The sequence below is a fragment of the Burkholderia sp. Bp8992 genome, from assembly GCF_003853705.1.
GTDB lineage: Bacteria > Pseudomonadota > Gammaproteobacteria > Burkholderiales > Burkholderiaceae > Burkholderia.
On record NZ_QTQI01000006.1, the window covers coordinates 125104 to 139659 of the forward strand.

The following is a 14556-nucleotide window of genomic DNA, read 5'->3' on the forward strand; positions in this document are numbered from 1 at the left end:
GTTAAACAGGCATGCCAACCAGCTCGCCGTCTCCTCGCTCACGATGGCGGTGCTTACTAACCGACTTACCTGCCGCTACAACGTCTTCGGTATATTCAGCACCACCCAAGATATTCATCGCGACACCGCCGCCCTCGCCCGGCTCGCCCTGCATGCCGCCGTTAAACGCCAGCAATTGCTCGGTCGTCGTGTTGCCCGTGAACATCGAATCCTGAACGTCCGCCAGCAGCTTTGCTGCTACGCAGCGTCGTACCGTCCGCCTTCAGCTCGAACTCGGTCCCGCCGATACGGAACACGATCCGGCGGCCCGCCGGTACCGACAGCACGTATTCATGGCTTGCATGGTTGCACTGCTCGAACGCGCCGTCTGGAAAGTCGGTCGCGGTCTCGTCAGGATTCACCCGACCGGCCCCGCCGTGCTGCTCCGTGTAGTAACCCGGCGCGACGAACGCACTCGTGAGGTCGCCGGACGGTGCCCACAGGGCGACCTCCTCGTCGACGGACGGTGGACGACGAACGCCAATGTCGGACATTACCGGCGGCACCAGCCTGCAATTTTAGCCAGTCGCTCACCCAATCGCCGACACGGACCAGATCGATGCCGGTGCCGCTCGCGCGGCCCGCAGCCATCTCCCGCAGTTGCCGGATATACGCGATGCGGATCGCGTCGAGCGTCGCCTCGCGATAGTCGAGCTGGACCTTGTCGACAAACCGTAAAACGGCCGACTGATCCATGTCGAGATGGTCGGCGATCTGTTGTTGGGTCGGCATGAATATGCCCCCCCTATGGAGATTCGACAGCAGAGAAAAAACGCGGGTGCGAGCCCCCGCGTCCAAGAGTCCACTCAGGGTCCCGTGGAAATCCCGAGGTGCCGTTCGCCTTGAATTCGAAATACTGATGCGCTACAACTCAATGCGCGCTACGAACAATTCAACAGCAATAACAACAACTATCGGGGTCGACCATGCCAGCATCACGTGCCGCAGTACGTGTGACGCTTTGCTGTATCAGCTCACTGCTCCTCGCTTCTTGCGCTCAGCCGATTTCAGTTTGGGGACTTCGTTACGGACCGGACAAACCCCAATACAGCTATGTATTGAATAGCGCAGGTCCGAACGGAGACAAACAAACCAAGGCAGGCGATCTCCTTATCTGGAATCCCAACACCAACGCGGCGTATATATCTCAATCTGGCGCAGCTTGCATCCAAGCAGCCGACGTGTATCGCGTTGCGTCTGCCGCCGCTGATGCACAGCTCAAGGCTGATGCGCTAGGCAGCAAAGTGACGAACATCGATGCCGGTGCTTCCAGCCAACGTGCTGAAGCCGCGATTCTGCTGGCCAGCCAAGACGTACGCGGCACTTTCCTGAGCATCGCACTGTTTAATCTTTGTATGTTCACGTCGAATCAACAGTTGTCGTCGGGCCAGGTGCTTTCGGCGTTCACACACATAGTCGACAAAGCTGCGTCCATGCCGACGGGTCAAGTCGCCGCAGCCACTGTCGCGGCACAACTTCTTGGTTCAGGAAAACCTCAAGCCGGAGACTCTGGTACTGGGACTAATACAACCAATACTCCTAAGCCAGCATCTGGTGCGGATACGACTGCGCCGGCGTCTGGAGCGGACGCGCCGAAACCCGCGTCTGGAACGGCCGGAAAGAAAAAGGCGAATTCGTAGCTTGCGCCGGCTGAACTTCTAAGGCTAGAAAACACAAAAACCCTGACTGCTTTCGCACTCAGAGCTTCGATATTCATTTCGTACGGGCGAACGCCCTCCCAACAGGTCCCGACAGACAGTTATCGTTGTTGGTCGCGGCGCTCCCGCGATTCAGTACGCCTGTCGGGCGAAGGTTGCGACACGAGTATGTGGTCGCTCATTTATCCAGTGACGCGGTAAAGGATGTGCAAAGTTTACGCAATCCGCTCTTGAAATGGAATACGTTTCATCCTCGCAATTGTCGACGCAATGTGTCGTACACCGATCCATCTACCGCATCCAACAGCGCGAGCATGTCGTGAAAGCGCCACGACCAGTTCTTACGATACTCGTCGAGCGATACGCCGAGCGCGTGCGCCCGGCCAGAGTCGTCGACCTGTCGCTTGCCGGAACCTGAACAGTCGGGGCAAATGTGCCGGCCCTTCGCATCCGAAACCGGCGACGCAACGATTCGTCCCATCCCGCCGCAGTCGTCGCATGGTTCGTATTCCCGAAATACCAGCGGACCGTTACGCCCATGGAAAAACGGGATACGCTCCTCCGATACACAAAGCCTACCAAACTTACCGGCGACAATGGGCTGCATCTGTTGGTGAATCCGTCCGGCTCCAGCCTCTGGCGGTACAAGGACCGAATTGCCGCAAAGGCCGTCACCTGGAGTCGTCAGCCCAATTGATCGGGTTGCGAACTGCAGGCCTGGCCCTCGGGTGGTCACCGCCCTTTGATCAGAAGCACGACAACCAGGATCGCGACCAGCGCAGCGAGCCACTTCAAGCCGGAGAACACCTTGTCGAGCCGCTCCGCCAGCGCCACGACGGGATTCCTGTCGTCCGTGCGCAGCGACATCTGCGCTGGCCGGCCATCTCCCGGCAGGCTGACCTTCGGGAGATCAATGGCGAGATACACGACATATCCGCTGGCGGTTGCCGGCGTCTCAAATGTGCTGCCATCGTCGCCGGGCTTGAGGAACGCGCGGAATCCACTCGTCAGCGCAGCACCGGACGGAATCGACGTGTAGATGTCCCGCAGGCACAGCCCGGCCTTGACGGCGGTGACCTGTCCCGCCTCGACGCCGTCGGCAAGTGCCTGCAAGCTGCTCGCCGGCACGTCGCACGATGCCCACCACTGAGCCGGTTCCAGCATCTCGTCATCGGACTCGTTGTAGCCGAGCCTTGCCGTGCCAAGCGGATCGTCCGAATGAGCGATGCCCAGTGCGTCCTGCAAGTTGCGAAGGCCTTGCCGTTCAGTCTCGCCGATCTCGCGAGCCGCGAAGGTGATGTGTACCGTGCGCGTGTCGTTCTGCCCTTCCCCGATGATCGACAGACAGCAGTCGTCCAGACTCGCAGTCCCCTGGACATAGGTCGATAGCGTCGAATGCGTTGTCCCGCCGGCTGGCTCCAGCCGCCTGATGACCTGAATGTCCTGCAGAGTGAGCCACAGCGACTTCGCCGGGTAATACGTCCGCACATTGCCATCGGCATTCGCATGCTGAAGCGTATGATCGGCGCATGCCCTGATCTCGCTACCCTTCTGCGTGTCCTCGCGTAACCGGCCACCGCTTTCATGCCGGCGCCGTTCATCGTATCCGGCAAGTTGACCGACGCCGGGACATGTCGCCGGTGTCCTGGGCACGACCCTGACGTTATCCAGAATGTCATCGTGGATCCGGACTTTCGTAACCAGCATTTCGTCGCGTCCGCCCGATGCAGGACAAGATCGCGAGAGCCTCCCGTATTGCGTACCGGCGACGGGGAGCACGTCGCGGGCACCCTGGCCGGATGTTGCCTCAGGTGCCTGTCGCGTGAGCGGATCAACATGCTGGGGCCGAGGCGTGCCTGAAACATTCACAGGCGACGGAAGCAGCCGGCTCAACAGGTCTGCGTATGGCACAAGCAGCGGCAGGAACAGGCAGGCCAGTGACAGATTGAACAGGGTATAAAAATCGGCCACCACCCGCCCGTTGTCCGGCTCGATTCTGACCATGACGCAGCCGATCGGCGTGAGAGCTGCAAGAACAAGCACGACACCGACCGACATGACGAGCAGATTGCCAACCGGCACGCGCCTGGACACCGGATCGTGCGTGACGGTTCCGTCCAGCACCGGGTGAACGGCAGCGCCCAGATTCGCACCCAACACCAATGCGAAAGCTGTATCGGGTGGAACCACGTTCTGCCCGCAGAGTGACACGATCAGGAGAACGGCTGCCACGTTCGAATCGGCGGCCCAAGTCAGGCCGGCCGCCAGCAGGAAATCGACCAGCGGTTCCGTCGAGGCAGCCCCCAGCAACATCCGGAGGCTCGGTGCATCCTCGTAATCCGTCATCAGTTCCTGCAGGTGATGCAATGCGAGCAGCAACAGGCCCAGACCGATGAACATGCGCCCCAAGTCGTGCGCGCGCGTGTTGGATGCCTTGCGGAACATCAGCACGCCAACGAGGACGAGTGCGGGCGATACGGTCTCGACTGCGAACGAAAGCGCCTGCACGATCAACGTCGCACCCACGTTCGCGCCAAGCATGACGGCCAGCGAGGAAACCAGCCCGACGCGCCCTTCCGTTGCAAACTCCCGCGTCATGACTGCCGTTGTCGCACTGCCTTGCAGCACCGCCGTGACGCCCAGGCCGCCGAAGAAGGCAGGAAATCGCCCGTGAAGCATCCGCCCAAGAAGTGCCCGAAGTTCGGCGCCGAATGCACGCTGCACGCCGGTCTGGGCCATTTGCGTGCCCAGTAGCACCAGCGCAATTGAGCCCGCGAGATCAATCAGCGTAAACGTGAATGTCATAGTTCTTGCTCCCCGACGCCGACCGGTTGCTTTTGCAACGTTCTCCGTACTGCGGTTCGCTCACGCCCGTAGCCGGTGCGCAAGGAAAGGCGAACTCGAATGCGTCTCGTCACGATGGAGAGAAACGCACGACCGAACCGTAGATCAGGCGACGCGACCTTCCCCCGAAGACTCCGTGCGCCACGATTCGGCCACCCGCGGCGGTTTCCATGAAATCACGCGCCTGCAACCGCATTCCCCGATGCAAGTGGCATGCCACCAATGCGGGATGGGCGTGCAAGGCGACTTGAAACCAGAAATACGGAGATGGGCACGTTGGCCGAGTGAATGCGTTTCAGCACTGATACAGGCCTGCATCTATCGTGCGACGGCCTATGTCGATTTCCAGTGCTGCAAGCGCCCAGTGACCATACAGCGGGCGGTATCGCCGCCACGAGCCACCCGGGCGCGCCGCTTTTCAGACGCATCGGATCGTTTCGAAATTGAAACGCGCGGTGCGACACGTGGACGAGTACAGCCAGGAAGGGGGCAGAGAGAGCGTCCGGGTCGGCGGCCTTCAGAGAGGGCTCTCCAACGCCGATTCCGCTAGCCGGAACGACAGAAAGGCAGGTCGACGACACGTGAGGATGGATTTCCGTCGACAACACTCCTCATGACTGCCTGTGGCATGTCTAAACGATGATGGTCACACGGGGCCAGCGGTCCTTGTATCTTTTCTGCCGGATTCGCCGAAGATAGGTATCCATGCTGACGCGCGCCGGATTGCGTCGCACCACCATGGAGAAAAGGTCATCGAGTCCGTATGGCGCACAGACATCAATTGTCCCGTCGTTAAGCAAAGTAAGTCCTACCGCCGTCGCGTACTCTGGCCACGATGCAATGGCTTGGGCCAGTGATCTAAACGGAGGCACTGGATGGCCAAAGGTTCTCTCGAACCAGAGATGGACACCGGCCTGATTGGTGACCTCCCACGGAACGTCGGCACACTGCGCCATGAGGCTGCGCTGGATTTCGGCATCGCGCATCGACGACAAATCGGACGGGTCGAAGTAGGCCAAATCGACATCGGCCGGGCGCGTCGGAGTCACATATCCGTGAAGCGAGTCCCAGACCAAATTACGAATGGCCCCCGCGCCAATGCACCAGGATTTCAGGCCCATTGCACGTGCCGCCGACAGCGCAGACATACACCAAGATGACTGTCGGGCTATGTCGATTAATCTTTCGTCGAGATTCATCGCGGATCTGCATGACCTAAACGAGCAGGACAGTTGAGATTGTCACCAGATTCGATCGCCTCGTCGAGTCATCGAAGCCGGCCCACGCTTCCCCGGCAGCTTCGTTCTTTTCTCATCCGGCAGCGATACCGTGAACCGCGCTACCGACACAATGATGCGAACGCGATCCTCGGTCGACTGGCGGGAATGCGGATTGCTCGATTTCGCGCGCCGTATCGGCGCACCCGGCCCTTCACGACAACGACCGGTACCGACGCGACGCTTCCTTTCCTCTCCGGCATTAATCTCCGGAATGAAATGCTATTGCTCATCGTTTCATGACCGGATATCCGGGACTACATTCTCCGAATCAATTAAATCGCATATTTTACCGACCCAGTGAGCAATAATTGCGACCTCTTTTCAAATCAATTGATCGAAAGTCACAAAATATTATTGACTTCGACTTTTATGCAAATCTAAAATCCGCTACAGCGGCTTACGTTTCGTTTTCTTTCGTCGCGCACGATTCGCCACTCACGCCCGCGAGCGCTCCTCGCGATCGCTTTCCGTTGTCGTGCAAAGGCGCCCCCGCGTCATCCGTCTTTATCAGCCATCCGCGTATTTGCAGCCTGATTTTATTTTTTACCACGCACTACCCCCCGATTAATTCCAGCCATTCACCGAAAGGACCGCGACGCGAGACCAAACGGACCCAAGATCCGTCGATTCGAACATCCAGATAAAAAATCGCCATTCATCAGGAGGGACATCAACATGCATCGCCTTGCGAAGTCGCTGTGTCTCGGGCTTGTCTGCGCCGGCCTGCTCGCGGCCTGCAACGACGACGACGTCAAGTCGACCACCCCGCCGTCGAACACCGCCGCGCTGTCGTTCCGCATGGACACCGGCGGCCAGATCAATGCGTTCTACCGGCAGGACAAGGTCGCCGCGCACCTGCTCGTGCGTTCGTCGACGAAGCCGCGGCTGCTCGTGGTCTTCCCCGCCGGCAACAGCGGCACGGGGCTATGGTTCGACGACACCGCGCAGCCGGTGAACTGGAGCCTCGACACGCCGCCGTCCGCGCTGTCCGCGCCCGACGCGCGCGGCCGGCCGCTGTACGGCATCGGCGCCGATGTGTCAGTCGACACCAGTACGCTGACGATCCGCCAGGGCGTGCTCAGCAACGTCCGCTTCCTGCGCGACTTCAACGGCGGCGCGACGATTCCGCAGCAGATCCTCACCGCGCCGACTGTCCAGGGCAGCGCCGCGCAATGGCAACGCGACCGGATCGACGGGGCGCCCGGCTATTCGCTGCGCATCACGCTGCGCGACGGCGGCAGCATCGCGCCGGCCGCCGGCGGCAAGCTCGTGCTGAATGCACCGCCCGGCTCGCATACGCTTAAGCTGCACATCGATGCGCTGTCGGGCGAGACGCCGCTGTCGCCGATCACGCGCGCCGACCTGTTCGCCCCGTCCGTGAACCCCGACCCGGTGAGCCAGAACGTGCTCGAATTCCTGAGCTTCAACGACAAGCTGCTGGCCGGCTCGTGGCAGTACGACACATACTTCGGCCGCGACACGCTGATCTCGGTCCGCATGCTGATGCCCGTGCTCGAACCCGCGGCGATCGAGGCCGGCCTGTCGTCGGTGCTGAGCCGCCTGTCGGTCGACGGCATGGTCGCGCACGAGGAAGGCATCGGCGAATTCGCACTGGTCGACAACCAGAAGAACGGCAAGCCGAACGATCCGACGCCGACCTACGACTACAAGATGATCGACAGCGACTACCTGCTCGCGCCGATCGCGGCCGCGTGGCTGATCGACGATACGCGCGGCCAGGCGCGTGCGGCCGCGTATCTCGCGCAGCGCGGCAGCGACGGGCAGACCAACGGCAGCCGCCTGGTCGTGAACCTGCTGCACGTCGCGACGACCGCGCAGGCGTTCGCGCAGCAGCCGTCGGTCGCGAACCTGATCCACCTGCGGCCCGGCGAGATCGTCGGCAACTGGCGCGATAGTACCGACGGCCTCGGCGGCGGCGTCTACCCGTACGACGTGAACGCAGTGCTCGTGCCGGCCGCGCTGCGCGCGGCAAACGCGTTTCTCGCACACGGCCTGCTCGATCCGTACCTCGATGCCGGCCAGCGCGCGACGCTCGCCAACACGGCGAACGAGGCCGCCACGTGGGAGACGCAGGCGCCGCCGCTGTTCCAGGTCAGCGTGCCGGCCGCGCAGGCAGCCACCGACGTGTCGGCGTATGCGCCGTCCGCCGGCGTGCCGGCCGGTGCCGCGCCGAGCGCACCGCTGGCGTTCTACGCGCTGTCGCTCGATCAGCAGGGCAACCCGATTCCGGTGATGAATTCGGACGGCGGCTTCGCATTGCTGTTCGGCACGCCGCCGGACGACCAGCTCCAGCGGATCGTCGCCGACGTCACGCGGCCGTTCCCGACCGGGCTCGTGACCGATGCCGGGATGCTGATCGCGAACCCGGCGTATGCGAGCCAGGCACTGTGGCCGAAATTCACGAGTTCCGCGTATCACGGCACGGTCATCTGGTCGTGGCAGCAGGCGATGTGGGTGGCCGGGCTCGATCGCCAGCTCGCACGCCAGGACCTGTCGGCCACGACGCGCACGCTGCTCACGCAGGCGCGGCAGACGATCTGGCAGGTGATCTCGAACGGGCGCGACATGCGGACGTCGGAGATGTGGACGTGGTCCTACGTGAACGGCAAGTACCAGACCGACGCGTTCGGCACGCGCAGCGCCGATGCAACCGAAGCCAACGCGGCGCAGCTGTGGAGTACGACGTATCTCGCGATCCGCGATCCGCAGCAGCGCGCGGGCAAGTACTGGTGGCAGGCATCGCAGCAGATGCAGGACGGGCAGCCGAAGCATGAGACGTCGGTGGCGTCGCGCTAGCGCATCACCCTGCCAACCGGCATGCAAAAGCCCCGGGGGAATTACCGCCTCCGGGGCTTCGGCAAAAACCGGCTTACCGCGACACGACGCGGTTGCGCCCTTCCCGCTTCGCCGCGTACAGCCGCTCGTCGACCACCCTCAGCAACGCGTCGACCGTACTTCCATCGACGCCGTATTGCGCGACGCCGACGCTGACCGTCACCTGCACGCGCTTGAAATCCAGCCCGAACGGCGAACTCGCAATCGACGAGCGCACGCGCTCGGCCGTCATCCGCGCGCCTTCGAGCGGCATGTCCGGCAGCAGGGCCATGAACTCCTCGCCACCGACACGCGCGAGCCCGCCCGCCGGCCGGATCGCCTCGAGGCACTGGCGCACGACGCCGCGCAGCACTTCGTCGCCGATCTGGTGCCCGTACGCGTCGTTGATGTTCTTGAAATTGTCGAGATCGAGCGCGAGCAGGCAGAACGGCGTGCCGTCGCGTTCCGCCCGCACCATCTCGCGCTCGACCTGCGTGATGAACTGCCGGCGGTTCGACGCGCCCGTCATCGGATCGGTCGCGGCCATGTACTCGAGCTTCTGGTTCGTGCGCCGCAGTTCCTGCAGCGCGCTCTCGGTCCGCGACATCGATTCCGCCAGCCGGCTCATCAGGTCTTCCTGGCTGTAGATCGCCGAGAACGAGCGCGTCGTCTGCAGCGCCTGCACGACGCCGTAGCTGAGCAGGAAGAAGCCGCCCGCGAAGATCGCATGCGCCAGCCACCACATGTGATTCCACGGCTTGCCGAGAATGAATGCGAGCGACGACAGCGCGAACGCCATGATCGACACGCCGTAGATCATCATCAGCGGCGAGCGAATCCGCCGCGCGAGCAGCAGGCAGACGTTCAACAGCGAGAACACGAGCGCGCCGCCTTCCATCGACAGCCGCGTCCCCGGCGCGCCGGCGATCGGCGAATACGCAATGTAGGCGACGACGACGTTGACGATCACGAAGAACACGATCCACGGCAGCCACGTCCGCGCGCTCGTGCGTTTCTCGATCCGGTCGGGTGGACGCGAATACGACAGCAGGCCCGTGAGCAACAGGATCGACATCACGAGCCGCGACGCGGGCCCGTACAGCAGGAACAGCCAGATGTTGTGGTGCGCCATCCCGGTGAACGCACCGTGCAGCGCATAGATCATCGCGAAGCCGAGAAAGCCGAGCGTCAGCCAGCGCAGCAACGGCTCGCCGGACGACCGGTAGCACACCCAGGTCACGTAGGTGACGAACGCGCCTTCGAGGGTCGCGGCCGCGATCGCGATTTCATGGAATGCGTGGTTCTCGAACACGACGTGCGGGTCGCTGAAGATCCACAGGTAGGCAATCAGATAGGCAGGCAGCAACGCGAATCCGACCAGCAGGCATTTCGCGTAGAGCCTCGCGGCCGCGCTGACGACGCGCGGCGGTTCCCCGGCTGCATAAGTCGTACTCATTCGGTCCCCGGTCGGTCTGCTGCGTTGGTTCGAACCTTCGCGGCACGGATCGCACGATGCACGATGCACGATCCGGCCCATCGTGCCGAAAGGCAAATGTCAGAGCAAGTATAGGTGGGGCAATTGGTTTGACAAGTAAGGGGAAACGGCATTGCCGGGCGCATGCCTTTTGCTTCCCGATTGTTTCGAATCGCGGTACTGTCGTGCCGATTCACGTCGCGGCCGCGGGTACCGCCGAAACGAACCCGCGGCCGCCACCAGCAAAGATCAGAGGATTTCGAACAGGCCGGCCGCCCCCTGCCCGCCGCCGATGCACATCGTGACGACCACGTACTTCACGCCGCGCCGCTTGCCTTCGATCAGTGCATGGCCCGTCAAGCGCGCGCCCGACACGCCGTACGGATGGCCGACCGCGATCGCGCCGCCGTTCACGTTCAGCCGGTCCTCAGGAATCCCGAGCGTGTCGCGGCAGTACAGCACCTGCACCGCGAACGCCTCGTTCAACTCCCACAGGCCGATGTCGTCGACCTTCAACCCAGCCTGCTTCAGCAGCTTGGGCACGGCGAACACGGGGCCGATACCCATCTCGTCCGGCTCGCAGCCGGCCACCGCGAAGCCGCGGAACACGCCCAGCGGCTGCAGCCCGTCGCGCTGCGCGGCATCGGCGCTCATCACGACGCACGCCGACGCGCCGTCCGAAAACTGACTCGCGTTGCCGGCGGTGATCACGCCGCCCGGCACGGCCGAACGGATCTTCGACACGCCTTCGAGCGTCGTATCGGGGCGAATGCCTTCGTCGGCCGCTACCGTCACTTCCTTCGTGAACAAGCGGCCCGTCGCCTTGTCGGCGATGCCCGCGAGCACCGTGATCGGCACGATCTCGTCGCGGAAACGGCCGGCTTCCTGGGCGGCCGCGGCGCGCAATTGCGACTGCACGCCATACGCGTCCTGCCGCTCCTTCGAGATGCCGTAGCGCTTCGCGACGTTCTCGGCCGTCTGCAGCATGTTCCAGTAGATCTCCGGCTTGTGCTGGACGAGCCAGCCTTCCTGAACCATGTGCCGGTTCATCTCGTTCTGCACGCACGAGATCGATTCGACGCCGCCGGCGACGTAGACCTCGCCTTCGCCCGCGATGATCCGCTGCGCGGCCAGCGCAATGGTCTGCAGCCCCGACGAGCAGAAGCGGTTCACCGTCATCCCCGGCACGGTCACGGGCAGCCCCGCGCGCAGTGCGATCTGCCGCGCGATGTTCGCGCCGGTCGCGCCTTCGGGGTTCGCGCAGCCCATGATCACGTCCTCGACGCGTGCGGGGTCGAGCTTCGCGCGTTCGAGCGCGGCCGCGACCACGTGGCCGCCGAGCGTCGCGCCGTGCGTCATGTTGAAGGCGCCGCGCCAGGATTTCGCCAGCGGCGTGCGTGCGGTCGATACGATTACGGCTTCGGTCATGCGAGTCTCCTTCGGTCCTGCTTCGATATGTAAACAGACCCTGAATCGGATAGGGAATGCGCTACGCCGCCGGGCGCGCGCCTGCGGACGTCACATGCGCGACGCCCGCTGCCTGCATCTGCTGCCATGCGTGCGCGAGCGACCCGTTCAGGTCGATCGCACGGCACGCATCGTTGATCACCGCGGCTTCGAAACCGGCCGCGCGCGCATCGAGCGCCGACCACGCGACGCAATAGTCGGTCGCGAGCCCGCAGCACCACACGCGCTTCGCACCGAGCTCGCGCAGGTAGCCCGCGAGCCCCGTGCGCGTCGTGCGATCGGCTTCGACGAACGCGGAATAACTGTCGACCTGCGCGTCGCCGCCCTTGCGGATCACGAGCCGCGCGTGCGGGATGTCGAGGTCGCGATGCAGCGCCGCGCCGTCGGTGTCCTGCACGCAATGCACGGGCCACAGCACCTGCTCGCCGTACGGCAGCGTGAGCGTGGAAAACGGCTCGCGGCCCGGATGGTTCGCCGCGAACGACACGTGTTCGCGCGGGTGCCAGTCCTGCGTCAGCACGACCTGGTCGAAGCGCTGCGCGAGCGCGTTGATCACCGGCACGACCGCATCGCCGTCCGGCACCGCGAGCGCGCCGCCCGGCATGAAGTCGTATTGCACGTCGATCACGAGCAGGACGTCGTCGGTGCGTTTCATTGCGTGTCTCCAGACAGGATCGGTCGCGCCGCCATTCGGCGTCGTCAGCCGTTGAACCCGCGGCCGGCCTTCGCCAGTTCCGCGATCGACGGCGCGAGCTGCCATGCGTCGCCGTTCGGTGCCGCGGCGTAGCGACGAATCGCGCGCTCGACGTTGTAGAGGCCCACCACGTCCGCGTACAGCATCGGGCCGCCGCGCCACAGCGGGAAGCCATAACCGGTCAGGTAGACCATGTCGATGTCGGATGCCTTCGACGCGATCTTCTCCTCGAGGATCTTCGCGCCTTCGTTGACGAGCGCCAGCACCAGCCGCTCGACGATCTCGTCGTCGCCGATCTTGCGCCGCTCGATGCCGCGCTCCTTCGAATACGCGACGACCAGCTCGTCGACCAGCGACGATGGCTTCGCCTTGCGATCGCCCGGCACGTAGTCGTACCAGCCGGCGCCCGTCTTCTGGCCGAAGCGGCCCTGTTCGCACAGGCGGTCGGCAATCTTCGAGTACTGCAGGTCGGGCTTCTCGACGTAACGGCGCTTGCGGATCGCCCAGCCGATGTCGTTGCCTGCGAGGTCGCTCATCCGGAACGGCCCCATCGCGAAACCGAACTTCTCGATCGCGCGATCGACCTGCGCGGGCAGCGCGCCTTCCTCGAGCATGAACAGCGCCTGGCGGATGTACTGCTCGATCATCCGGTTGCCGATGAAGCCGTCGCACACGCCCGACACGACCGCCGTCTTGCGGATCTTCTTCGCCACCGCCATCACGGTCGCGAGCACGTCCTTCGCGGTCTGTGCGCCGCGCACGACTTCGAGCAGCTTCATCACGTTCGCCGGGCTGAAGAAGTGCATGCCGACGACGTCCTGCGGGCGCTTCGTGAACGCCGCGATCTTGTCGACGTCGAGCGTCGACGTGTTCGACGCGAGGATCGCACCCGGCTTCGCGACTTCGTCGAGCTTCTTGAACACCTGCTCCTTCACGCCGAGTTCCTCGAACACGGCTTCGACGATCAGGTCGGCGTCCTTCAGGTCGTCGTAGGACAATGTCGGCGTGATCAGCGCCATGCGCGCGTCGAGCTTGTCCTGCGTGAGCTTGCCCTTCTTCACCTGCGCGTCGTAGTTCTTGCGGATCGTCGCGAGGCCGCGCTCGAGCGCGTCCTGCTTCGTCTCGAGCAGCGTGACGGGCAGGCCCGCATTGATGAAGTTCATCGCGATCCCGCCGCCCATCGTGCCCGCGCCGATCACGCCGACGCGGCGGATCTCGCGCAGCGGCGTATCGGCCGGCACGTCGGGAATCTTGCTCGCCGCCCGCTCGCCGAAGAACGCGTGGCGCAGCGCGCGGCTTTCCGGCGTCATCATCAGCGCGACGAAACCCTCGCGCTCGGCAATGCTGCCCTTGTCGAAACCGTTCAGCACGCCGGCCTCGATCGCGTCGATGCACTTGTGCGGAGCAGGGAAATTCGGCGCAGCGGCCTGCGCGGAATTGCGCGCGAACTGGATGAAGCCCGCGGCGTTTTCATGGACGATCTTGCGATCGCGCACGCGCGGATGCGGCCCCTTCTGCGCGCCGACCTTCTGCGCGAACGCGACGGCCGCGTCGAGCAGGTCGCCGTCGGCCATCGCGTCGAACAGCCCGCTCTTCGCGAGCTGCTCCGACAGCACGGGCGCGCCCGACACGATCATGTTCAGCGCGGTTTCGAGCCCTACCGCGCGCGGCAGGCGCTGCGTGCCGCCCGCGCCCGGCAGCAGGCCGAGCTTCACTTCGGGCAGCGCGACCTGCGCGCCGGGCGCCGCGACGCGGTAGTGCGCGCCGAGCGCGAGTTCCAGGCCGCCGCCCATCACGACGCTGTGCAGCGCGGCAACGACAGGCTTCGCGCTCGCCTCCACCGCGCGGATCACGGTGTGCAGCGTCGGCTCCTGCAGCGCCTTCGGCGTATTGAATTCGGTGATGTCCGCGCCGCCCGAGAACGCGCGGCCCGCGCCGGTCAGCACGATCGCCGCGACCGACGGATCCTGAGCGGCGCGATCGAGCGCGTCCATGATGCCCTGGCGGGTCGACAGGCCGAGCCCGTTGACGGGCGGATTGTTGAGCGTGATGACGGCCACGCCGTCGCGAGTCGAGTAATCTACTGCCATCTGCCTGCCTCCATGCATCGCGCGCCGGGGTGGCTGCGCTTCATTGTGCGCGGTCGAACGGCCGCATGTCCGAATGAACTGAGGCAGCATACAACGAAAAAGCACGGTCGTTCAATTTGAATTTTGTTCCCGACCCGGGGACGGATCGGGCGACCGCTTCGCGGGCCGTCGCCGG

The 14556-nt window shown here is 64.0% G+C and carries 8 protein-coding genes and 3 pseudogenes; 2 read left to right on the forward strand and 9 right to left on the reverse strand.

The genetic code is table 11. The features are described 5' to 3' along the window. Window position 1 precedes the first annotated feature (1 nt). Window positions 2-591 (reverse strand): annotated as a pseudogene (locus tag DIE03_RS38550) (phage baseplate assembly protein V); the annotation flags it as partial. Continuing rightward, window positions 589-771: pseudogene (locus DIE03_RS38240) on the reverse strand (MarR family transcriptional regulator); the annotation flags it as partial. The pseudogenes DIE03_RS38550 and DIE03_RS38240, both read right to left, overlap by 3 nt. Window positions 772-965: 194 nt before the next feature. On the opposite strand from DIE03_RS38240, the gene DIE03_RS11760 reads away from it, so the two are divergent. Continuing rightward, complete coding sequence (locus tag DIE03_RS11760; protein WP_124450404.1) at window positions 966-1679, forward strand: hypothetical protein; 714 nt, start codon at window positions 966-968, stop codon at window positions 1677-1679. Window positions 1680-1944: 265 nt separating this feature from the next. Here the strand turns inward: DIE03_RS11760 and DIE03_RS11765 are convergent. The 3 genes and pseudogenes from DIE03_RS11765 to DIE03_RS11775 all read right to left on the reverse strand — a co-directional run. Beyond that, window positions 1945-2277: pseudogene (locus tag DIE03_RS11765) on the reverse strand (hypothetical protein); the annotation flags it as partial. 152 nt (window positions 2278-2429) lie between these two features. After that, window positions 2430-4502 (reverse strand): Na/Pi cotransporter family protein, encoded by a 2073-nt coding sequence (locus tag DIE03_RS11770; RefSeq protein ID WP_124450406.1) that lies wholly within the window; start codon window positions 4500-4502, stop codon window positions 2430-2432. Between the two features lie 671 nt (window positions 4503-5173). After that, window positions 5174-5740 carry a nucleotidyltransferase family protein gene (locus DIE03_RS11775; protein ID WP_124450408.1) on the reverse strand — a complete coding sequence of 189 codons (567 nt, stop codon included), beginning with the start codon at window positions 5738-5740 and terminating at the stop codon, window positions 5174-5176. A gap of 756 nt (window positions 5741-6496) precedes the next feature. On the opposite strand from DIE03_RS11775, the gene DIE03_RS11780 reads away from it, so the two are divergent. Further along, the gene (locus DIE03_RS11780) at window positions 6497-8638 is read left to right on the forward strand and encodes a hypothetical protein (RefSeq protein WP_124450410.1); all 2142 of its coding nucleotides are present in this window, start codon (window positions 6497-6499) and stop codon (window positions 8636-8638) included. Between the two features lie 73 nt (window positions 8639-8711). Here the strand turns inward: DIE03_RS11780 and DIE03_RS11785 are convergent, their stop codons facing one another. The 4 genes from DIE03_RS11785 to DIE03_RS11800 all read right to left on the reverse strand — a co-directional run bounded on the left by DIE03_RS11785 (window position 8712) and on the right by DIE03_RS11800 (window position 14381). After that, complete coding sequence (locus tag DIE03_RS11785) at window positions 8712-10112, reverse strand: GGDEF domain-containing protein (RefSeq protein ID WP_124450412.1); 1401 nt, start codon at window positions 10110-10112, stop codon at window positions 8712-8714. Window positions 10113-10379: 267 nt separating this feature from the next. Next, window positions 10380-11558 carry an acetyl-CoA C-acyltransferase gene (locus DIE03_RS11790; protein ID WP_124450414.1) on the reverse strand — a complete coding sequence of 393 codons (1179 nt, stop codon included), beginning with the start codon at window positions 11556-11558 and terminating at the stop codon, window positions 10380-10382. 61 nt (window positions 11559-11619) lie between these two features. After that, window positions 11620-12252, reverse strand: coding sequence for a bifunctional nicotinamidase/pyrazinamidase (pncA, locus tag DIE03_RS11795; RefSeq protein ID WP_124450416.1), 633 nt, complete (start codon window positions 12250-12252; stop codon window positions 11620-11622). A 44-nt stretch (window positions 12253-12296) separates the two neighbouring features. Beyond that, window positions 12297-14381, reverse strand: a complete 2085-nt coding sequence (locus tag DIE03_RS11800; protein ID WP_124450418.1) for a 3-hydroxyacyl-CoA dehydrogenase NAD-binding domain-containing protein — start codon at window positions 14379-14381, stop codon at window positions 12297-12299. Window positions 14382-14556: the final 175 nt, after the last annotated feature.